The sequence below is a fragment of the Streptomyces sp. NPDC021096 genome (genome assembly GCF_040641275.1).
Classification (GTDB): domain Bacteria; phylum Actinomycetota; class Actinomycetes; order Streptomycetales; family Streptomycetaceae; genus Streptomyces.
The window spans coordinates 24,868-46,812 of the sequence record NZ_JBFADG010000032.1 but is presented as its reverse complement, the minus strand read 5'-3'; the positions used below and the strand labels follow the sequence as shown (position 1 = coordinate 46,812).

Sequence of the window (21,945 nt, the reverse complement as noted above, 5' to 3'; positions counted from 1 at the left end):
TTCGTCTTTTCGCTGATCAGGCCCGCTGGGACGGACCGCCCGGCGAGCCACCGGGCCCGGCCTGCGCGGCCCGCTCGGCGAGCCCAGGGAAGGCTACGCTGCCGCCGCTCCAGCGCACCGCCCGCACCGCCGCCTCCCGCAGGCCCGCCGCCGCCTCGCCGCGCAGACCGCCCGTGGCCGCCCGTACGAGATCGGCGTAGACGGCCGCGAGCCGGCTCTCCAGCTCCGCCGCCAGCCGCACGGCGGCCGCCTCGTCCGGCACCGGGAACGGCAGGGTGTACGCGGCCGCCGCGGCCTCGGGCTCGGTGCCCAAGTCCCGTACGGCGCGGCTCATCGCGTCCCGCCGGGCCCGGTGGGCGTCGTGCGCCTCGCGGGCTTCGGTCGCGCGGGCGTCGTCGACGCGCCCGCCGACCACCCCGTAGCCGTAGACGGTGGCGTGCTCGGCGGCGAGCGCGGCCTGCGCGGCCGCCACCACTTCGCGCGGTGCGCCGCCGGAGCGGGAGGTCCTGGTCATGCGCCACCTCCGGTGAGCAGATAGGCGTGGGCCGCGCCCGCCGCCGCCACCGAGGCGAGCAGGCGGGCGAGGTCGGGCGGGGCCGAACCCAGGGCGGCGGTACGGGCGTCGGCGGTGCGGCGCTCGGCGTCGGCGAGGGCGGCGAGGGCCGCGTTCTCGTCGCCGGGCACCTCGGGGGCCGCGGGCGGGGCCGTCGCCGAGGCCGAGGGGGAGGCCTGGGGGTCCGGGCCGAAGGCCTCGGCGTGCCGGGCGACTTCGGCCCGCAACGGCCGCAGCCGCTGCGCCAGCGAGGCGTGCGCGGCGATCGTCGCGTCGTAGCGCTCCAGCAGCCGCGCCGAGTCCCGGCCGGCGCTCTCGCGCAGGCCCCGCTCGGCCGAGGCACGCCCGTCGGCGCCGTCCCCGTCGGAGGAACATCCGGCCAGCAGCGCCGTGGCGCCGCCGGTCAGCAGGGCCGCCGTCGCCCCGGCCAGTACCCTGCGTCTGCGCGGGCCGTCGGCGCCCCGCGTCGTCGTCGTGAGCGGCACGATCCTCTTTCCGCCTCGTCGGGGCATGATCACCGCACGCGAGCGTACCGGCGCGCGGCCACGTCGCAGCGGACCGGGCACCGAATCGTCAGCCGCCTGCCGGAACAGATAGGCTTTGACCTGACACGCGACTTTCCCACAACAGCACACGCGGCCGAGGAGTCACCCGGATGAGCACCACCCAGAGCGAGAGGCTGCGCGAGCTCCTCGCCCCTCTCGTGAGCGCGCGAGAGCTGGAACTGGAAGAGGTCGAGGTGACGCCGGCCGGGAAGCGGCGCGTCCTGCGCATCGTGGTGGATTCCGATGCGGGTGTGCAGCTGGACACGTGTGCGGAGCTGAGCCGCGATGTCTCCGACATGCTCGACGAGACGGACGCCATGGGTGGCGCCCCCTATGTCCTCGAGGTCACCTCTCCCGGCGCCGACCGCCCCCTGACGCAGCACCGTCACTACGTCCGTGCCACCGGCCGGCTGATCAAGGCGCAGCTCACCGACGGCGGGGAGCTCGTCGCGCGGATCATGGCCGTGGACGAGGACGGGCTCGACCTGGAGGTGCCGGGCGTCAAGGGCCGCAAGCCCACCGCCCGCAGGCTGGCCTTCGCCGAGATCGCCAAGGCGCGTGTCGAGATCGAGTTCAACCGTAAGGCCGACGAGAAGGCCGCAGTCGAATCCGCCGGAGACCAGTCCGGGATTCAAGACGAGATTCAAGAGGAGGCGTAGCCGTGGATATCGACATGAGCGCCCTGCGGGGTCTGGTGCGAGAGAAGGAGATCTCCTTCGACCTGCTGGTCGAGGCGATCGAGTCGGCCCTCCTCATCGCGTACCACCGCACCGAGGGAAGCCGCCGCCGGGCCCGCGTGGAGCTGGACCGCTCGAGCGGCCATGTGACGGTGTGGGCCAAGGAGGACCCGCAGGACCTCGCCGAGGGGGAGGAGCCCCGCGAGTTCGACGACACCCCCTCCGGCTTCGGCCGGATCGCCGCGACCACCGCGAAGCAGGTCATCCTCCAGCGTCTGCGCGACGCCGAGGACGAGATCACTTTCGGTGAGTTCGCCGGCCGTGAGGGCGACGTCGTCGCGGGCATCGTGCAGCAGGGCAAGGACCCCAAGAACGTCCTGGTCGACATCGGCAAGCTGGAAGCCATCCTGCCGGTCCAGGAGCAGGTGCCGGGCGAGGAGTACAAGCACGGCACGCGTCTGCGCACGTACGTCGTGCGGGTGGCCAAGGGTGTCCGCGGTCCGTCCGTGACGCTCTCGCGCACCCACCCCAACCTGGTGAAGAAGCTGTTCGCCATGGAGGTCCCGGAGATCGCGGACGGTTCGGTGGAGATCGCCGCCATCGCCCGTGAGGCCGGTCACCGTACCAAGATCGCCGTGCGTTCCACCCGCTCCGGGCTGAACGCGAAGGGTGCCTGCATCGGCCCGATGGGCGGCCGCGTCCGCGCGGTCATGGCCGAGCTGCACGGCGAGAAGATCGACATCGTCGACTGGTCGGACGACCCGGCGGAGCTGGTGGCGCACGCGCTGTCCCCCGCACGGGTGAGCAAGGTCGAGGTCGTGGACCTCGCCGCCCGCTCCGCACGGGTGACCGTGCCGGACTACCAGCTCTCCCTGGCCATCGGCAAGGAAGGCCAGAACGCCCGGCTCGCGGCGCGGCTCACCGGCTGGCGGATCGACATCCGTCCGGACACCGAGCAGCAGCAGCCGGAGCGCGACTGATCCTCGCGCAGCGCACAGTAGTGACGGGGGGCGTGCGGCAGCCCGCCCCGAGCGGCCCCGATTGGTCCGTAAAACGACCATGAGGGGGCCGCATCCCCCCGGTGGGCCCCGGTAGGGGCCCCGAATCCTGGCCGATCATGGCCGAAACGCATACGCGCACGATCAGTGCCCCGAAGGGGTGAGGTCGGCGTGGGGAGGTAGACTTAATCAGTGTCTGGCCGGACGCATGCCCGCGCATGCCCTGAGCGCACCTGTGTGGGGTGCCGGGAGCGAGCGGCCAAGGGCGAACTGCTGCGGACCGTGATGATCGAGGGCGTCTGCGTCCCCGATCCGCGCGGTACGCTGCCCGGCCGGGGTGCCTCCGTGCATCCCACACTGGTCTGTCTCGATCTGGCGGTACGCCGCCGGGCGTTTCCCAGGGCCTTCAAAAGCCCGGGGCCGCTCGATACCGCGGCACTGCGCCGCTTCATCGAGCAGATCGGCTAGTACCGGCAGCACTGCCAGGCAACACCGTAAGAAGAACGGCACGGGCGACCGTGCGGTCAGGTACCTCGCGAGTTGGAAGTAGGTCGAGATTGCGATGAGCACTCGATGAGTACGCGATGAGTACGCCCATGAAGTAGCGACGGTCCGGTGGACACCCGGACCTAGAAGGAGCGAAGTGGCTAAGGTCCGGGTATACGAACTCGCCAAGGAGTTCGGAGTGGAGAGCAAGGTCGTCATGGCCAAGCTCCAAGAACTTGGTGAATTCGTCCGTTCGGCGTCCTCGACTATCGAGGCGCCGGTCGTCCGCAAGTTGACTGACGCATTGCAGGGGCCCGGCGGCAACGCCGGCAAGTCCGCTGCGAAGCCCGCGGCGCCGCGTAAGGCTGCGCCGAAGCCGGGTGCCCCCACTCCGGGCGCCCCCCGTCCCGCTGCCCCGGCCCCCAAGCCGGCCGCCGCGGAGACCCCCAGCACCCCCAAGCCGGCAGGTGCCGCGCCGACCCCCGGTCCGCGCCCCGGTCCGAAGCCCGCTCCGGCGGCTCCGGCCAAGCCTGCCCCGGTCACCCCGGTGCCCGCCGCGGAGTTCTCCGCGCCGGCTCCGGCCGCCCCGTCCCAGGACCGTCCCGCGCCCCGCCCCGGTGGCGGCGCTCCCGGCCCGCGCCCCGGCGCGCGTCCGGGTGGTCCGGCCGGTCAGCGTGACGGTGGCCGTCCCGAGCGCGCCCCGCGCCCGGGTGGCGAGCGTGCCCCGCGCCCCGGTGGCGCACGTCCGGCCGGTCCCCGTCCGGGCAACAACCCCTTCACCTCCGGTGGCTCCACCGGTATGGCCCGTCCGCAGGCCCCCCGTCCCGGTGGCGCCCCGCGTCCCGGCGGCGACCGTCCGGGCCCCGGCGGCCCGCGTCCGCAGGGCGGCCCCGGTGGCGCCCCGCGTCCCCAGGGTCAGGGCGGCGCCCGTCCGACCCCGGGCGGCATGCCCCGTCCGCAGGGTGCCCCCGGTGGCGCCCCGCGTCCCGGTGGCGCTCCCGCCGGTAACCGCCCGAACCCGGGCATGATGCCGCAGCGTCCGGCTGCCGGCCCGCGTCCGGGCCCCGGTGGCGGCGGTCGCGGTCCCGGTGGCGGCGCAGGTCGTCCCGGTGGCGCCGGTCGTCCCGGTGGCGGCGGCTTCGCCGGCCGTCCGGCCGGTCCCGGTGGCGGCGGTCGTCCCGGTGGCGGCGGCGGCTTCGCCGGTCGTCCCGGTGGCGGTGGCGCTCCCGGTGGCGGCGGCGGCTTCGGCGGTCGTCCCGGCTTCGGTGGCCGTCCCGGCGGTCCCGGTGCCCGTGGTGGCACGCAGGGTGCGTTCGGCCGTCCCGGCGGTCCGGCGCGTCGTGGTCGCAAGTCGAAGCGGCAGAGGCGCCAGGAGTACGAGGCCATGCAGGCCCCGTCCGTCGGCGGCGTGATGCTGCCCCGCGGCAACGGCGAGTCCATCCGCCTGTCGCGCGGTGCCTCCCTCACCGACTTCGCGGAGAAGATCGGCGCCAACCCGGCGTCGCTCGTCGCCGTGATGATGAACCTCGGCGAGATGGTCACCGCGACCCAGTCGGTGTCCGACGAGACGCTGACGCTCCTCGGTGACGAGATGAACTACCAGGTTCAGATCGTCAGCCCCGAGGAGGAGGACCGCGAGCTGCTCGAGTCGTTCTCCATCGAGTTCGGTGAGAACGAGGGCGGCGAGGAGATGCTCGTCTCCCGTCCGCCGGTCGTGACCGTCATGGGTCACGTCGATCACGGTAAGACCCGACTGCTGGACGCGATCCGCAAGACGAACGTCGTCGCGGGCGAGGCCGGCGGCATCACGCAGCACATCGGTGCGTACCAGGTCGCCACCGAGGTCAACGGCGAAGAGCGCGCGATCACCTTCATCGACACCCCGGGTCACGAGGCGTTCACCGCCATGCGTGCCCGTGGTGCCAAGTCGACCGACATCGCGATCCTCGTGGTGGCGGCCAACGACGGTGTCATGCCGCAGACGATCGAGGCGCTGAACCACGCCAAGGCGGCCGACGTGCCGATCGTGGTCGCGGTCAACAAGATCGACGTCGAGGGCGCCGACCCGACCAAGGTGCGCGGTCAGCTCACCGAGTTCGGTCTGGTGGCCGAGGAGTACGGCGGCGACACCATGTTCGTCGACATCTCCGCCAAGCAGGGCCTGCACATCGACAGCCTGCTGGAGGCCGTGGTCCTCACCGCGGACGCCTCGCTCGACCTGCGCGCCAACGCGGAGCAGGACGCGCAGGGTATTGCGATCGAGGCCCACCTCGACCGCGGTCGCGGCGCCGTGGCCACCGTCCTCGTCCAGCGCGGTACCCTCCGCGTCGGCGACACGATGGTCGCCGGTGACGCCTACGGCCGTGTCCGCGCGATGCTCGACGACAAGGGCCAGAACGTGGAAGAGGCGGGTCCCTCGACCCCGGTCCTCGTCCTCGGTCTGACCAACGTCCCGGGCGCCGGCGACAACTTCCTCGTCGTCGACGAGGACCGCACGGCTCGCCAGATCGCCGAGAAGCGCGCTGCGCGTGAGCGCAACGCCGCCTTCGCCAAGCGCACCCGCCGGGTGTCCCTCGAGGACCTCGACAAGGTGCTCAAGGCCGGTCTGGTGCAGGATCTCAACATCATCATCAAGGGCGACGCGTCCGGTTCGGTGGAGGCTCTCGAGTCCTCGCTGCTCCAGCTCGACGTCGGCGAAGAGGTCGAGATCCGCGTGCTGCACCGCGGTGTGGGTGCGGTCACCGAGTCGGACATCAACCTGGCGACCGGCTCCGACGCCATCGTCATCGGCTTCAACGTCCGCGCCGAGGGCCGTGCCACGCAGATGGCCGAGCGCGAGGGCGTCGACGTCCGGTACTACTCGGTCATCTACCAGGCGATCGAGGAGATCGAGGCGGCCCTCAAGGGCATGCTGAAGCCGGAGTACGAAGAGGTCGAGCTCGGTACGGCGGAGATCCGCGAGATCTTCCGCTCGTCCAAGCTGGGCAACATCGCGGGTGTCCTCATCCGTTCCGGCGAGGTCAAGCGCAACACCAAGGCGCGCCTCATCCGCGACGGCAAGGTCATCGCGGAGGAGCTCAACATCGTCGGTCTGCGTCGCTTCAAGGACGACGTCACCGAGATCCGCGAAGGCTTCGAGGGTGGTATCAACCTCGGAAACTTCAACGACATCAAGATCGACGACGTCATCGCGACGTACGAGATGCGCGAGAAGCCGCGAGGCTGAACGGCATAGCTCGACCGGGGCCGGTCGGCGGAAGAATATTTCCGTCGATCGGCCCCGGCCGTTGCGTGTACGGTTCGAAGAGGCCCGTGCACGACGCACGGGTGACCCTCACGCCTCCCGGGTGGGCTTCACCCGCACCACATGTATGTAGGGACTCTGTCCTTCGATCTTCTCCTGGGCGACGTACGGTCGCTGAAGGAGAAGCGCTCCGTCGTCCGACCGATCGTCGCCGAGCTGCACCGCAAATTCGCGGTGAGCGTGGCGGAGGTCGGCGAGCAGGACCTCTACCGCCGGGCCACGATCGGCGTGGCGGCGGTGTCCGGGGACGCGGGGCACCTCACAGACCTGTTGGACCGCTGCGAGCGCATGGTCGCCGCACGTCCGGAAGTGGAGCTGCTGTCGGTTCGGCGGCGGTTCCACGGCGATCATGACGACTGAGTGCGTCAGCGCCGAGAGCACAATGATGGAAGACGAGAAGGAGACGGACCAGTGGCCGACAACGCGCGTGCGAAGAGGCTGGCGGACCTCATCCGCGAGGTGATCGCACAGAAGCTGCAGCGCGGAATCAAGGACCCGCGGCTCGGCTCTCACGTGACGATCACGGACACCCGCGTGACCGGCGACCTGCGGGAGGCCACGGTCTTCTACACGGTCTACGGCGACGACGAGGACCGGGCCAGCGCCGCCGCCGGGCTGGAGAGCGCCAAGGGCATCCTGCGCTCCGAGGTCGGCCGCGCCGCGGGCACCAAGTTCACCCCGACGCTGACGTTCGTCGCGGACGCCCTGCCGGAGAACGCCCGGACCATCGAGGACCTCCTCGACCGGGCGCGGGCCTCGGACGCCCAGGTGCGCGAGGCGTCCTCGGGCGCCACGTACGCCGGCGAGGCGGACCCGTACCGCAAGCCGGGCGAGGACGACGAGGCGGCCGACGAAAAGGGCGCCGGAGCCTGATGAAGCACAAGGCACCGACCACCCCGGACGGGCTGGTCATCGTCGACAAGCCCGCCGGCTTCACCTCGCACGACGTCGTCGCCAAGATGCGGGGCATCGCCCGCACCCGGCGCGTCGGCCACGCGGGGACGCTCGACCCGATGGCGACCGGTGTGCTCGTCCTCGGCGTCGAGCGCGCCACCAAGCTCCTCGGTCACCTCGCGCTGACCGAGAAGGAGTACGTGGCGACCATCCGGCTCGGCCAGAACACGGTGACCGACGACGCCGAGGGCGAGATCACCTCGTCCGCGGACGCCTCCGGGGTCACCCGCGAGGCGATCGACGCCGGGGTGGCCAAGCTGACGGGCGCCATCATGCAGGTGCCCTCCAAGGTCAGCGCGATCAAGATAAACGGCGTGCGCTCCTACAAGCGGGCGCGCGAGGGCGAGGACTTCGAGATCCCCGCCCGGCCGGTGACGGTCTCCTCCTTCACCGTGCACGCCGTGATCCCCGCCGAGGCGGCGGACGGCACCCCGGTGCAGGACCTGCTGGTCTCCGTCGTCTGCTCGTCCGGCACGTACGTGCGCGCCCTCGCCCGCGACCTGGGCGCGGACACGGGCGTCGGCGGCCATCTGACGGCCCTGCGGCGCACCCGCGTCGGCCCGTACGGCATCGGCGACGCCCGCACCCTGGACCAGCTCCAGGAGGAGCTGACCGTGATGCCCGTCGCCGAGGCGGCCGCCGCCGCGTTCCAGCGCTGGGACGTGAACGAGGAGCAGGCCCGGCTGCTCGGCAACGGCGTCCGGATCAAGGTGCCGCTGTTCGAGACCACCGGCCCCCTCGCGGTCTTCGGACCCGACGGCCGCTTCCTGGTGCTCGTGGAGAACCAGGGCGGCAAGGCCAAGAGCCTGGCCGTCTTCGCCTAGCCGACCGGCCGGCAGGCCGTCGCGGGGCTTTCCCACCGTGGGGCGGGGAGCGCGTCATTCCACGCGTTCCCCGCCCCACGATCCCCCTCCCACTGGTCTCTATCCATCCGGGACGGGTGATTCACCCCAACGGGCAGGCGCTCGGAGTGAACCAGGGGGGTGGAAGGGGGCGCGTTCAGGGTGGGACCTGGTTTCGCCGATCATCCGCTGCCTACCGTCGTGTGTACGAGCACGGCGGGGAGGTTCGACGAGATGAACGGTCGGCGGGCCGACGCGGAAGAGTCGCTGGTGCGCATCCGCGACCTCGCGGGGCGCGCGCGGGGCACGGGATTCCTCGCCGACGACCGCGGCACCCTGATCACCAGCCATGAGGCGGTCGACGGCCTGGCCCGCCTCGTCCTGCACGCGGCCGGCGAGCTGACCTGCGTCGTCGGCGCCGAGAGCGTGACGCCGCTGCCCGAGTTCGACCTCGCCCTGGTCCGTACCGAAGGGCTCTGCGTCCCCCCGCTGCCCGTCGCCGCGGCCGTGCGCTTCGAGGGCGGCCAGGAGGTCCGGCTGCGCACCGGCCGCTGGCACACCGCCCGCATCGTCGGCGACGTCCCCGTCACCTACACCGCCACCGACCGCTTCCACCTGCTGGGCGCCGCCCTGGAGCTGTCGCTGTCCGAGCGCGCCGGGCTCCGGCTGGGCGACGAGGCCACGGGCGGGCCCGTCTTCGACGCCCGCACCGGGGCGGTCGTCGCCGTCGTCGGTACCGCGCTGCAGGCCGACCGCAGGGCCGCCGGCTTCGCGATCCCCCTGCGCGCCGCCGCCGCGACCGCCCCCGACGGGCCGCTGGCCGCCCTCCTGGACCGCAACTCCGCCACCGTCCCGGCCTTCGGCCCCGACCTCAACCTCGCGGGCGCCCTGCAGCTCACGGCCACCGCCCTCGGCTCGGTCGTCACACCGCGCGTATGGCGCGAGCCCGTCGAGCGTCCGGAGACCGAGCGGGAATTCGCCCGCTTCCTCGACGTGGAGCCGGACGCCCCGGGCACCAGGACCTGCGTCCTCGGCCTGGTCGGCGACCCCGGCACCGGCCGCACCACCGAGCTGGGCGCCCTGGCCGCACGGCGGGCACGCGGCGCCGAGCCCGCGCCCACCCTCTGGCTGCGCGGCGCCGACCTGCAGGTGGGCGACGAGAGCGTACGGGACGCCGTCGCGCGGGCCCTGGCGGCCGCCGGGCGCATCGTGACCGCCTCGGCGGGCCCCGCCGGCACCATCGGCGAGACTTCGGCCGCCACCCCCGAGGGCGTCGCGGAGCTGGCCCGCCGCATGGGCCGCCCCCTGCTCGTGCTCCTGGACGGGCCCGAGGAGATGCCGCCCGTCCTCGCCCACGGCCTGCCCGAGTGGACCGCCGCGAGCACGCGGTGGCTGCGGGACACCTCCGCCCGCCTGATCGTCGCCTGCCGCCCGGAGCACTGGGAGAGCGCCGGCGCCCTCTTCCCGCCCGAGGTCCTCCACACCCCCGGCGGCCCCTGCGCGCCGCCCCCGGCGCCCGGGCGGCGCGCCCTGCCGCCCTGCTCCCGGCTGCCCGGCCTCACCCCCGGCCAGGCGGCCGAGGTCCGGGCGTCCTACGGCATCGCCCCCGAGGCGATCGACCCGGCGGACGCCGCCCATCCGCTCGCCCTCCGGCTGCTCGCCGAGGTCCGGGCCGCGCTCCCGGACGGCACCGAGGGCATCGGCGGCACCGGCGAGGCGGCCCCCGGCCGCTGGGACGTCTTCGCCGCCTACCTGGACCTGGTCTGCCTGCGCATCGCCGTACGCCTGGCCGCCTCCCGTCGGCCGCCCCTGCGCGGCCCGGCCGTACGGCGGCTCGCCGCCCGCGTGGCCGGACAGGTGCACGAGGCCGCCCGCCGCTGCCTGGGGCCCGGCCAGGGCGAGCTGGAGCGCGAGGCCTTCGAGGAGCTCTTCCCCTGGCGCACGGGCTGGGCCTCCGCCGTGCTCACCGAGGGACTGCTCGTACCCGCCGGCTCCGGCTACCGCTTCGCGCACGAGGAGTTCGCCGACTGGCTGCAGGGCACCCACCTCGACCTCGACGCCGCGCTGCAGGCGCTGGTCCACCGCTGGTACGAACCGGAGGGGCCGCCCGCCGAGGCCGCCGTCCGGCTGCCGTCCCGCGCGGGCGGCGGGCCCATGCCCGCGGCCGAGGGCCACGTACCGCCGCCGCCCGGCTCCGGCAGCGCCCGGGGAGCCGCCCGCCGCCGCAAGCGCGGCGGCACGGCCCCGCAGGAACCGCCCCGGCCCCTGCCGGTGCCGCGCCACCGCATCGGACCCGTCCTGCAGGCCCTGCTCCTGCTCGCCCGGCGCTCCGGGCCCACCGAGCTCTCCCGTCGCCTCAGCGCCCTCGTCCACGCCGTCGAGACGCTCTCGCAGCGCGCGGCGGCCGCCGAGGCCAAGGAGGCCGGCGGCAGCCGCCGGACCAGCGACCCGTCCTGGTGGGCCGCGCACCTGCTCGGCGAGGCGCTGCTGCGCGTCCCCGACGCCACGCCCTACATGGGCGTGCTGCGCCTGCTCGCCGAGCGCGTCACCGCCCGCTCCGTCGCCATCGGAGGCTTCGACAGCGCGGCCTGGCGCACGCTGGGCGGCCTCGCCGAGTTCGGCCCCTGGTTCTGGCTCCGCCTGCCGCTCGGCCTCGCCGAGCGCCTGGAACTCCTGCGCATCCTGATCCCCGCCGACGGCCCGCCCCCGGGCGCGGCCCAGGAGGCCGCCACCGCGGCCCTGGAAGCGGGCCCGGCCCAGGACGAGCCCATGGCCCCGGAACACCACGGCCGAGCCGGGGGAGGCCCCGAAGCCGTCCCCGACGACGTGGCCGAGGCCCACGACGCCGCCTCCCCGGAGGACACAGCCGGAGCACGCGTCCCGGGCCGGGCGGAAACCCCGGGCGCGGGAACCGTCCCGGGCTGGGCGGAGGGGGCCCGTGGCGGCCGCCGGGTGCCCGGGCAGGCGCGAGGGGCGGACGGGGGCTCGCGCGCCGGGGGCGGTGCGGACGGGCACGAGGGGGCGCGTGGGACCCGTGCGCCGTGGGTGCCCGGGGACACCGGGGGCACCGGGAGGGCGTGGGTGCCCGGGCAGTCGCGGGGTGCCGAGGACGAATGCCGGGGGGCCGCGGTGCCGCGCGGTGACGGCTCGGTGGACGGCGGCTCGGTTGCCGGGCCGGCGGAGGGGTCCGTGCGGGCGGGCGGTCCTGCCGGGGCGGCGGACGGCGAGGCGGCCGGACGCCCGGCCGCCGGCCGGGCCGGGGACTCCGCTGCGGCGGGGACTCGTGCCGGGGCGGAACGCTCGGATTCCGGCTGGTCGGAGGGTGCGGGTGCGGCCGGTGGTGTCGGGCGGTCAGAGGGTGGTGCCGGGGCTGAGGGTGCCGATGGCGTCGGCCGGGCGGGGGACTCCGCTGCGGCGGGGGCTCGTGCCGGGGCGGAACGCTGGGATTCCGACTGGTCGGGGGATGCGGGTGCGGCCGGTGGTGTCGGGCAGCCGGAGGGCCGTGCCGGGGCTGAGGGTGCCGATGGCGCCGGCCGGGCCGGGGACTCTGCCGCGGCGGGGACTCGTGCCGGGGCGGAACGTTCGGATTCCGGCTGGTCGGAGGATGCGGGCGCGGTCGGTGCTTCCGGGCAGGCTGAGGGCCGTACCGGGGCGGAGGGTGCCGATGGCGTCGGCCGGGTAGGGGGCGCGGCCGGCGGTGCCGGTGCCGAGCGCCTCGGGCGGCCGGGGGGCTTCGCCGGGGAGGAAGGCGTCGGCCGGGCCGGGGACGTGGGCTCCGCCGGTGGTGCCGGTGCCCGGCCGGTGGGGGCGGCTCACGCGGCGGGAGCCGGGGGCGGTGGGGACCGGCGCGCGGAGGGGGGCTCGTGGCGGCGGGGGCGCGGGGCCACGACGGGGCGGGGGCGCAAGGGGGGCGCCGACGCCGGCTCGCCGTCCGTGCCGTCGGCCACGGACCGCTTCCTGACCGCCGTCGCCGCGATCATGGCCGAGCACCCCTGTGCCGCACAGCCCCTGCTGTGCCGCTGGTTCACGGACGAGCGGGCCCTGCAGACCGTCCCGGTCGGCGGCAGGGTGCGGCCCACGGTCGCCACGGTCGCCCAGGCCCTGCTGCACACCCACCGCCGGCGGGCCATCGACGACCTCGCCGAGGCGCTCGTCGAGGCCGGCCACCCCCGGGCCGACGAGCTGCTGACGGCCCTCGCCGAGGACGAGCCCTCCGCGCTCTGCCGGGCCGTGGACCGCTGGGCCCACGACGAGCGCGTCGAGCGCCACGTGGCCGCCGCCGCGTACGGGCTGCTGACGGCACCGCACGTCACCACGGACGCCGACCGCGAACTGCTGCGCTTCTCCGCCCTCGCCCTCCTCGCCCGCCCCGCCGAGGGCGCCCTGCACGGCACCGCGCTCGCCCTCCTCGTACGCGACCACGACACCCGCGCCAAGCACCTCCCGCAGGCGCTCGCGCGCTTCGCGGCGGGCGACGCGCACCTGCCGCCCGGCGTGCTGGCGCCCGCCCTGACCACGCACCCCGACCTCGTGCTCGGCGCCTTCCAGGCCCGGCTGTACGAGCCGGGGGAGCGGCCCGCGGCCGTCCTGCGCACCCTCGCCGAGGTCTCCGCGCCCGCCACCCTCGCCCGCCGCATCGCCACGCTCGTGCGCGAGCACGTCGAGCACCGCCCCGAGGGCGCCGAGAACGCCGCCGCCTTCGTCGACCGGCGCCTGGAGCACGGCCCCGCCGCCCGGGCCGTGCTCTTCCCCCTCGTGGTGGACCTGCTGCGCACCTGCCCCGCCCAGGTCCGCCGCGCCCTGGCGCCCGTACTGGCCGACCCCGGCACGCCGCTGTCGCGCCCCTTGCGCCAGGAGCTGCTGGAGGTGCTGATGGAGCGGGAGGAGTACGGGCCCTACGAGCGTGAGGTCACGGTCCTCGACGCGCTGCTGCGGGCCGTGGCGGCGGGCGCCGCGGAGCGCTCCGAGGGCCGCACCCGCGACCTCGTCCACCGCACCGGCCTGCTGATGGCCCGCACCACGGAGGGCGCCGCGTGCTTCGACCGGCGGCTGACCCAGCTCGCCCGCGAGGTCCCGGTCTTCGGCGCCCAGGTCCGCGGGTGGCTGAAGTCGGCGCCCGCCCAGTGGGCCGTGGTGGTGGGTCCGAGCGCTCGGATCAGGCTGACCGCCGGGCGGGAGAAGGGGGGCGCGCGGGGCGAGGGGGACGGAACGGACCCCGCGGACCCGGCCGACCTGGCAGCCGGTGCACCGGCCGATGCGGGACGCCGCCAACCGGCATGGCACTCTTAGTCCTGCGTCATCAGACAGACAAAGGTTCGGGTTCGGGCGAGGAGCGGGCACAGTGCAGCGCTGGCGTGGCTTGGAGGACATCCCCCAGGACTGGGGGCGCAGCGTCGTCACCATCGGCTCGTACGACGGCGTGCACCGCGGGCATCAACTGATCATCGGCCGCGCCGTGGACCGGGCCCGTGAGCTCGGCGTCCCCGCGGTCGTGGTGACCTTCGACCCGCACCCCAGCGAGGTCGTCCGCCCCGGCAGCCACCCGCCGCTGCTGGCGCCGCACCACCGGCGCGCGGAGCTGATGGCGGAGCTGGGCGTGGACGCGCTGCTGATCCTGCCGTTCACGGCGGAGTTCTCCAAGCTCTCGCCCGCCGACTTCGTGGTGAAGGTCCTGGTCGACAAGCTGCACGCCAAGCTCGTCGTCGAGGGCCCCAACTTCCGCTTCGGCCACCGCGCCGCGGGCACCGTCGACTTCCTGCGGGAGCTCGGCGCCACGTACGACTACGGCGTCGAGGTCATCGACCTGTATGTGACCGGTGAGGCCGGCGGCGGGCTGCCGTTCTCGTCCACCCTGACCCGGCGCCTGGTCGCCGAGGGCGACATGGCGGGCGCGATGGAGGTCCTCGGCCGCCCGCACCGCGTCGAGGGCATCGTGGTGCGCGGCGCGCAGCGCGGCCGTGAACTGGGCTTCCCCACCGCCAACGTGGAGACGCTGCCGCACACCGCGATCCCGGCGGACGGCGTCTACGCGGGCTGGCTGACCGTCGGCGGCGAGGCGATGCCGGCGGCGATCTCGGTCGGCACGAACGTGCAGTTCGACGCGACCGAGCGGACGGTGGAGGCGTACGCCATCGACCGCGTCGGCCTCGAGCTGTACGGGTTGCACGCGGCCGTGGACTTCCTGGCGTACCTGCGCGGGATGGAGAAGTTCGAGTCCATCGAGGCGCTGCTGGCGTGCATGGCGGACGACGTGAAGCGGGCACGGGAGCTGGTGGCGGCGCACGAGGCCGCCGTCGTCGCCGGCTGACGATCATCACGGCGAAGGGCCCCGGGCGCGTACGTCGCGCCCGGGGCCCTTCGCCGTTCGTGCCTGCCTACTGCTGCGGAGGCATCGACCAGCCGCCGTCCTGCGGCGGGTACGGCTGGTGCTGGGCCTGCTGCTGGGCGACGCCGTAGGGGTTGTACGGCGCCTCGGGGGCGGGCGCGTAACCGCCGGGCACCGGGGGCGCCTGGTGCGGCGCCGCGTAGAGCCCCTGCTGCTGCTGGGCCCGGACGAAGTCCTCGGCCACCATGGCGGACAGGTGGAAGTACGCCTCGCGGGTCTTGGGCCGCATCATCTCGAGGTCGACCTCGGCGCCGGTCGCCAGGTGCTCGTCGAACGGCACCACGACGACGCCGCGGCAGCGCGTCTCGAAGTGCGACACGATGTCCTCGACCTTGATCATCTTGCCGGTCTCACGGACGCCCGAGATGACCGTGATGCTGCGCGAGACCAGCTCGCCGTAGCCGTGCGCGGCCAGCCAGTCGAGCGTGGTGCTGGCGCTGCTCGCGCCGTCCACGGACGGCGTGGAGATGATGATCAGCTGGTCGGCGAGGTCCAGGACGCCGCGCATCGCGCTGTAGAGGAGTCCGGTGCCCGAGTCGGTGAGGATGATCGGGTACTGCTTGCCCAGCACGTCTATGGCGCGCCGGTAGTCCTCGTCGTTGAACGTCGTGGAGACCGCCGGGTCGACGTCGTTGGCGATGATCTCCAGCCCGGAGGGCGCCTGCGAGGTGTAGCGGCGGATGTCCATGTAGCTGTTGAGGTGCGGGATCGCCTGCACGAGGTCGCGGATGGTCGCGCCCGTCTCGCGTCGTACGCGGCGGCCGAGGGTGCCGGCGTCGGGGTTGGCGTCGATCGCGAGGATCTTGTCCTGGCGCTCGGTGGCGAGCGTCGAGCCCAGGGCGGTGGTGGTCGTCGTCTTGCCGACGCCGCCCTTGAGGGAGATGACCGCGATGCGGTAGCAGGAGAGCACCGGTGTGCGGATCAGCTCCAGCTTGCGCTGCCGCTCGGCCTCCTCCTTCTTGCCGCCGAACTTGAACCGGCCCGCGGGGCTCTGCTTCTTCGGCTTGGGCTTGCCCTTGAGCAGCCGCTCCGAGGACAGCTCGACCGCGGCCGTGAACCCGAGCGGAGCCCCGTGCACGGACCGCTGCCGCTGCTCGGGCGTCACGCTCGGCCAGCCGCCCGCGCGGGGGTCGACCGGAGCGCCGCCCGGGGCCGCGCCCGGGTAGGGGGCGTACGGGCCGGGCTGAGCGTTCGGGTCGCCGGGCACTGCACCCGGGTGCGCCGAGTCCGCCCCGGGGCCCATGGCCGGCGGGAGGGCCCCGGGGGGCGCCTGCCGGGCCTGGGGCCCCTGCGGAGCGCCGTCCTGACCGGGGAAGGGCATGCCGGGCTGCGGGGCGTACGGGCCGGGGGCGCCGGCGTCCGGGCCGCCGGGCAGGGGCTGCTGACCGGGCATCGGCTGCCCGGGGGCCGCGGCCGGGGGCATCGCGCCGGCCTCCTGTGCGCCGGGTGCCGGGAAACCGTAACCACCGTGCGGGGCGGGGGCGGTGGGCATGCCGGGGTACGCGGGAGGGACGGCCGCGCCCGGTGCGGGGTGGCCGAAGGCCGCTTCCGGCGAGCCCATGGGAGCGGCGGGCGGTACGGCGCCGGGCTGCGGGAAGCCGTAACCGCCCTGCGGCGCCATGGCGTTCGGGGCCGACGGGGCCGACGTGGCGGGTGCGCCGGGTGCGTCGGCGGCCGGCGGGTGCGGGGTGCCGTAGCCGTCTTGCGGGGCGGGGGCGGGCGTGGGTGCGGGTGCGCCGGAACCGTCGGGGCGGGGGTAGCCGTAGCCGTCCTGCGGAGAGGGAGCCGGCGTGGCGGGCGCGGGTGCGGGTGCGGGTGCGGGCGCGCCGGAACCGTCCGGGCGCGGGTAACCGTAGCCGTCCTGAGGGGCGGGCGCGGTCGCGTCGGGGCGGGGGTAGCCGTAGCCGTCCTGCGGAGAGGGAGCCGGCGTGGCGGGCGCGGGTGCGGATGCGGGCGCGCCGGAACCGTCCGGGCGCGGGAAGCCGTAGCCGTCCTGCGGCGCGGGGGCGGGGGCGGGCGTGGCGGGGCTCGGGTAGCCGTAGCCGCCCTGGGGCGCGGCGGGCGGGGCCGGCGGGGCCGGGGGCGTGGCGGTGTCGGCCAGGCCCGGGTAGCCGTAGCCGCCCTGCGGGGCGGGCGCGGCGGCGGGTGCCGGCTCCGCGACGGGCGCGGGCGCGGGGGCGTCGCCTTCCGGCGCGGCCGTGACCGCGGCGGGGCTTTCGTCGCCGGGCTTCTCCTGCGCGTCCGGGCGCGCGAGGTAGTGGTCGTCATCCTGCGGGGCGTCCCCGCCGGCGGGCGCGGCGACCGGCGTCGCGGCATCGCCGGACGCCTCGGCGGCATCGGCCGCCCCGGGAGCGCGGCCCTCGTCCTGCGGCTCCGCCGCCACGGCACCCGGGGCCGGGTAGTCGTCACCGCCCTCGGACGCGGGAGCGTCGGCCGTCGCCTCGGGGTGCGGAAGGCCGTGGGTCTGCGGCGCCGGCGGCCAGGCGGCGGGCGCGGCCGGCGGGAAGTTCGGCGGAAGCGGCGGCAGGGAGACCTGGGGCGCCGACGGCGGGCTCCACGCCTCCGCGGGCTCCGGCGCGGCCGGAGCCGACCCGGAACCGCCTTCGCCGGAAGCCTCCGGCGCCGTCGCGAAGGAGGGCAGCATCGGGTCGGGGCTCTTCACCTCGTCCTCGGCCGAAACGGGCGCGACGGACGGAGCGGGCACAACCGCCGGTGCCGGAGCCGCCGGTGCCGGAGCGGCCGACAGCGGCTCGCCCGACGGCGGCGGAGGCGTGACGGGCGCGGGCGCCGCCCCGCCGGCCGAAGGCGTGCTCTGCGTGTACCACGCCGGCGGCGTGTAATCGATCGTGAACTCACCCGTGTGCTCGGGCTCGTGCTCGTGGTCCTGTGCGTGCGCGGTGTCGGACCGGTCCTCGCCGGCTGTCTTCCCGGCCGCGCGGATCTCGTCCCGATCGCTGCTCACAATGCCTCCTGCTGGTGTGGTCCGGCGCCCTTGGACTCATCTGGTGGGGCCGACCGTTTTTGACGCCCCGATCGCCCGGGTTTCCCCGCTGTCGCGTGATCTGTCACGCGACAGGACCGGCATCGGGTTCTCCCGTGCGTACGTTCATACAGACTAATCGTCATCCGCATCGCTGCGGCAGGCCCGCCCCGCCCCACCCGTCGCCCCCTGTGGAACAAGGCTTCCCCGCGCCGCTCCCACGACACCGTGACCGCGCTCTCCCCCTCCGCTGCCCAGGTGTTGTCACTCCATGCGCCGGGCCGCACCCAGGAGTCCGGCTTCCGGTTCGGTCGGCTGCGTGGTGACGTACGTCCGTGCCGAACGGGTGCACCACAGCGTGACGCCGTCCGGCAGGGTCGACAGCGCTTCGACGTCGTCGGGCGGCAGGTTCATCGCCCGCCCGATCTGCCGTGCCTCGTCCGGGGCGACCCGCTGGACGCCCACGAGGTCCGCCCGGTCCATCAGACGCGGCGTCATGGGGCTGGGGTACGGGAGCAGGGTCAGGACCGACTGCCAGGGCGCCGCGCCGACCCGCCCGCGCGGGGGGCGTGCCCCGCAGTCGCGGACGAGGAGCACGGGGCTGTGCACCGACGGTCCCTGCGGCGGCATCCGGCCGACGTCGTGCAGGGTGATGGAGTGCTGCCCGGTGTCGGCCGACTGGGCGAGGGAGGTCCACAGCTGACGCCGGCCGGTCTCGACCGCGACCCGCGCGCCCGTGCCGACCGTGCGCAGCGCGATGACCTGCGCCGTCCAGGCGCCGCCGACCAGGACGACGTCGAACGCCGTGGGACGGCCCAGCCCGAGCACGGCCGGTGCGCCCTGCGCGTCGGTGCCGATGACGACGCCGTCGTCCCCGACGGGCAGCGCCAGCGCCTCGAGCTGCTCGGGCGTCACCTCGTGCCGCCCGCGTCGCGGCCCGATCAGCCCGAAGCCGAACCGCGGCCGCCGGGCCGCGCCCGCGGAACCGTCACCCGCGGAACCCGGCGCCTGCCCCGCCCCGTCCGGAACACCGGCCGGCGCGCCCCCCGGCACATGCCCCGGCATCGGTGCCGCAGCCTGCGGCGAGATCGTCGGCGCCCCCCGCCCACCCGGCGCCGGCGTCGTAGCGGGCGTACTCATCAACGGGTCCCTCCCAGAGGCAGCGTGGCCAGGACGCCGGGCACCTGCTCGTGGTCCAGCCGGACCAGGCCGACCTTCACCGCCCGCGCGGCCCGTTCCAACTCGCGCCGGAACGTACCCAATTCATCCGCACTGCGCCCGCATATCCGTACATGTCCAGTCATCGTCGCCGCATGCCGTCCGTCCAGCATCCGGCCGCGGCCGAGCGTGAGGCTCAGTGTCGTGGACAGTGCGGGCAGCGAGGTGAGCAGCGCGGCCAGCTGCGGCAGGGCGGTGCCGCCCGTACCCAGCCGGGGCCAGCGGCTCACCCAGTACGTGGTGTGCCACCGGTCGTCGCACCGCCAGGTGCGGGAGCTCTCCACCGTGCGCCGCGCGGGCGTGCCCGAACGGCCGGCCTGGGTCGTCGCGGCGGGGTTGACGTCGGCGGCCATGGCCAGCGCGGCCGTCAGCTCCTCCTGCGACAGCAGCGTCGCCGCGAACCCCGCCCCCCGCAGCCGGCTCGCCAGCTGGTCGGCGGCCCGCAGGACGCACCGCTGCGCGCCCTCGGTGCCGCCGCCCCGCGCCTCGACGGCGTCCGGGCACAGCTCGGGGTCGAACTTGAGCGCCACCCACGTCTGCCGGACGGCGGGAGAGCCCGTAAGGGCCTGCAGCGGGGCGTAATTGCGGGCGGCCAGCGCCTGGCCGGGAAGATGCGGCGCGGGCGCCGGGAGGGTGGACTGCACCACCTGCACCGACTCCAGCGCGATGCCGTCGACGTCCATCGCGTCCCGCAACAGGGCCAGCGGCAGGGCCTTGTCCAGCCGGTTCGCCCGCAACGGCCGGTCCACGGCGTCCAGGCGCAGCACGGCCGTCAGGAAGGTGCCGTCGCCGACGAACCCCACCGAGCGCCGCTCGCGGTCGGTGAAGGAATCGGTGCGCAGCGCCGGTTCGCACTCCACGACGGGCGCCAGGCGCGGATCGGTGCCCGGGGGCACCGGTTCGGCGGCGGCCCGGCGGAGGCGCCGTCGCAGCGCCGCCGCGGCCGTCAGCCACTCCGTGATCGGCCGGCTTCCCCGGCGCAGGAGGGCGAGCAGGAGCAGCAGCACCGCCAACGCCACCGCGGGAGCGAGGAGAAGCCCCCCGGCGACCCAGCCGGCGAGCACCGCGGCCGCCGCCACCTCGACCAGCACGAGCTGCTGCAGCCGCACCGGCCCCAGCGCGCCCCGTCCCGGAGCGGACCGGGGGACGACCACGTCCGCACCGGCCCCCGGGCCGTTCGAGGCCCGTACGCGCGTCGCGGCAGCCATGACCGTCAAGCCCCCTCAAATATCCCGGAATGCACACTCGGGAATCGGCCGACGCCCCGTCCGGTACCGTCCCCCGGCGCCACGTGCCGATCACCTACGGGCATAGTAGAGGCTCGGTATGACACCGGGCCCGATAGGGCGGCTCCGGTCGACCGAGGCGAGGCCGCAGCGAAAACGGGGGAGAAACGGCTCGACATGGCATCACGGCGGGATGAACTCAACGCCTACACTTTCGCGAAGAAACGGACAGTTGCCGCCTTTCTGCAGCCCTCGCCCAGTGGTTCGGAAGAGGGTGCGCCGCGGCCGCTGCGCACGGTCCTTCCCGGAATCGTCGTCGGGGCGCTGCTCGTGGCCGGGTTCGGCGCGTGGGGCGTGTTCAAGCCCGTGGCCCCCAAGGGGTGGGACGACGCGGAGGCGCACGTCATCGTCGGCAGCGACTCCACCACCCGCTACGTGGTGCTCACGACGGACGGTCGCAAGCAGCTGCACCCCGTCCTCAATCTCGCTTCCGCCAGGCTCCTTCTCGCCCCCGGCAAGGGAAAAGTGATCAAGGTCCGGGAATCCGAGCTCGACAACGGCCATATTCCGCGCGGCCCCACTCTCGGCATTCCGTACGCACCGGACCGAATGCCCACCGCCGCCCAGGCGGGCAAAGAGAAGCAATGGGCAGTCTGCCAACAACCGGGCGGCAACGGTAAAACCACGCAAAAGGCGGTTTTCCTTTTCTCGGCGGGAGATCCCAAGGCCAAGCGGCTCACCGGCTCCCAACGCCTGCGCGGCGGCCAGGCCCTGTACGTCCAGGGACCCGACGACGCCCGCTACCTCATCGACCCCAAGGGCAACCGCTACCTCCTCGGCGGCCCCGACTGGCGCACCCAGGACAGCGCCGACCGCAACCTCCTGCTGCGCGCCCTCTTCCACGACGGCGCCCAGCCGCAGCGGGTCACCAAGGAATGGCTCGGCACCTTCAACGAAGGCGCCCCCATCACCTTCCCCGAGATCAAGGGCAGCGTCGGCGCCCCGGCGGGCATCTCCACGCTCAGCGCCAAGGCCAACCGCGTCGGCATGATCCTCCAGGCCCCCACCGGCACCACCACCCAGCACTACGTCGTGCTGCCCGGAAAGGTCGCCCGCGTCTCGGAGTTCGTGGCCAAGCTCCTCCTCAGCAGCCGCACCCTCACCTCCCTCGGCCAGGCCGGCGCACCCGAGCGGGTCAGCGCCGCCGACTTCACCCCCGACGCCGACGAGTTCTACGGCCGCAACCACTGGCCCACGCAGGTGCCCCGCCAGGCCAACTCCGCGGACCCCCTGGCCGGCGGCGACGCCAGCGACACCGTCTGCAGCCTCTTCGGCGGACTCGACGACGACGGCACCCCCGACCTGGCCGTATGGGCCGGCAAGGACTACCCCGCGACCATCCCCGACGGCGCCACCAGCGCCTACGTCACGCCCGGCTCCGGCCTGCTGTACCGCCAGGTCACCGGGCGCCAGACGCACAGCGGCGCCGTGTTCCTCGTCACCGACACCGGGCTGCGCTACGCCGTCCAGTCCAACAACGACAGCGCCACCGCCAAGTCGAAGATCGGCGAAGGCCCCTCGCCCGACCCGTCCCCGGACACCGCCTCGGACCCGGCCGCCACGGCCGCCACCCGCGAGGCGGACCAGGCCCGCGCCAGGCTCGGCTACCAGGCCGTCAAGCCCGTCCCCGTCCCCGCGAACTGGTCCCAGTTCCTGCCGACCGGACCCCGGCTGGACACCAACAGCGCCAAGCAGCCGCAGGGTTCGTAGGGGAACG

Annotated in this window: 15 protein-coding genes; 10 read left to right on the top strand and 5 right to left on the bottom strand. The window is 74.8% G+C overall.

Annotated features, from left to right (window positions below; translation table 11 throughout):
• Positions 1–16 precede the first annotated feature (16 nt).
• The gene (locus AB0G59_RS26605; protein ID WP_360916486.1) at positions 17–514 is read right to left on the bottom strand and encodes a ferritin-like domain-containing protein; all 498 of its coding nucleotides are present in this window, start codon (positions 512–514) and stop codon (positions 17–19) included.
• Positions 511–984, bottom strand: coding sequence for a hypothetical protein (locus AB0G59_RS26600; protein WP_360916525.1), 474 nt, complete (start codon positions 982–984; stop codon positions 511–513). The genes AB0G59_RS26605 and AB0G59_RS26600 overlap by 4 nt, the downstream gene beginning before the upstream one ends.
• A gap of 224 nt (positions 985–1,208) precedes the next feature.
• Between AB0G59_RS26600 and rimP the strand changes: the two genes are divergently transcribed.
• The 9 genes from rimP (at position 1,209) to AB0G59_RS26555 (ending at position 14,666) form a co-directional block, all read left to right on the top strand.
• Entirely contained in the window at positions 1,209–1,757 is a 549-nt protein-coding gene (gene rimP, locus AB0G59_RS26595) for a ribosome maturation factor RimP (RefSeq protein WP_360916483.1), read from the top strand.
• Positions 1,758–1,759: 2 nt separating this feature from the next.
• Complete coding sequence (gene nusA, locus AB0G59_RS26590; protein ID WP_071963987.1) at positions 1,760–2,755, top strand: transcription termination factor NusA; 996 nt, start codon at positions 1,760–1,762, stop codon at positions 2,753–2,755.
• Between the two features lie 210 nt (positions 2,756–2,965).
• Positions 2,966–3,241 carry a YlxR family protein gene (locus tag AB0G59_RS26585; protein ID WP_071963986.1) on the top strand — a complete coding sequence of 92 codons (276 nt, stop codon included), beginning with the start codon at positions 2,966–2,968 and terminating at the stop codon, positions 3,239–3,241.
• A gap of 175 nt (positions 3,242–3,416) precedes the next feature.
• Positions 3,417–6,485 carry a translation initiation factor IF-2 gene (infB, locus tag AB0G59_RS26580; RefSeq protein ID WP_360916479.1) on the top strand — a complete coding sequence of 1,023 codons (3,069 nt, stop codon included), beginning with the start codon at positions 3,417–3,419 and terminating at the stop codon, positions 6,483–6,485.
• 141 nt (positions 6,486–6,626) lie between these two features.
• Entirely contained in the window at positions 6,627–6,923 is a 297-nt protein-coding gene (locus tag AB0G59_RS26575; RefSeq protein WP_071963984.1) for a DUF503 domain-containing protein, read from the top strand.
• Positions 6,924–6,974: 51 nt separating this feature from the next.
• Positions 6,975–7,436, top strand: a complete 462-nt coding sequence (gene rbfA / locus AB0G59_RS26570; RefSeq protein WP_071963980.1) for a 30S ribosome-binding factor RbfA — start codon at positions 6,975–6,977, stop codon at positions 7,434–7,436.
• Positions 7,436–8,341 (top strand): tRNA pseudouridine(55) synthase TruB, encoded by a 906-nt coding sequence (truB, locus tag AB0G59_RS26565; protein ID WP_360916474.1) that lies wholly within the window; start codon positions 7,436–7,438, stop codon positions 8,339–8,341. The genes rbfA and truB overlap by 1 nt, the downstream gene beginning before the upstream one ends.
• A gap of 252 nt (positions 8,342–8,593) precedes the next feature.
• The gene (locus tag AB0G59_RS26560; protein ID WP_360916471.1) at positions 8,594–13,648 is read left to right on the top strand and encodes a hypothetical protein; all 5,055 of its coding nucleotides are present in this window, start codon (positions 8,594–8,596) and stop codon (positions 13,646–13,648) included.
• A 52-nt stretch (positions 13,649–13,700) separates the two neighbouring features.
• Positions 13,701–14,666 (top strand): bifunctional riboflavin kinase/FAD synthetase, encoded by a 966-nt coding sequence (locus AB0G59_RS26555; protein ID WP_071963973.1) that lies wholly within the window; start codon positions 13,701–13,703, stop codon positions 14,664–14,666.
• Between the two features lie 67 nt (positions 14,667–14,733).
• Here the strand turns inward: AB0G59_RS26555 and AB0G59_RS26550 are convergent, their stop codons facing one another.
• From AB0G59_RS26550 to eccE, 3 genes are all read right to left on the bottom strand, one after another.
• Positions 14,734–17,706 (bottom strand): SCO5717 family growth-regulating ATPase, encoded by a 2,973-nt coding sequence (locus AB0G59_RS26550; RefSeq protein ID WP_360916468.1) that lies wholly within the window; start codon positions 17,704–17,706, stop codon positions 14,734–14,736.
• A gap of 282 nt (positions 17,707–17,988) precedes the next feature.
• On the bottom strand, positions 17,989–18,864 hold the full coding sequence (locus tag AB0G59_RS26545) for a hypothetical protein (RefSeq protein WP_360916465.1): 876 nt from the start codon (positions 18,862–18,864) through the stop codon (positions 17,989–17,991).
• Entirely contained in the window at positions 18,864–20,150 is a 1,287-nt protein-coding gene (gene eccE / locus AB0G59_RS26540; protein ID WP_360916462.1) for a type VII secretion protein EccE, read from the bottom strand. The genes AB0G59_RS26545 and eccE overlap by 1 nt, the downstream gene beginning before the upstream one ends.
• Before the next feature lie 195 nt (positions 20,151–20,345).
• On the opposite strand from eccE, the gene eccB reads away from it, so the two are divergent.
• Entirely contained in the window at positions 20,346–21,938 is a 1,593-nt protein-coding gene (gene eccB / locus AB0G59_RS26535) for a type VII secretion protein EccB (RefSeq protein WP_360916459.1), read from the top strand.
• The last annotated feature ends 7 nt before the right edge of the window (positions 21,939–21,945 follow it).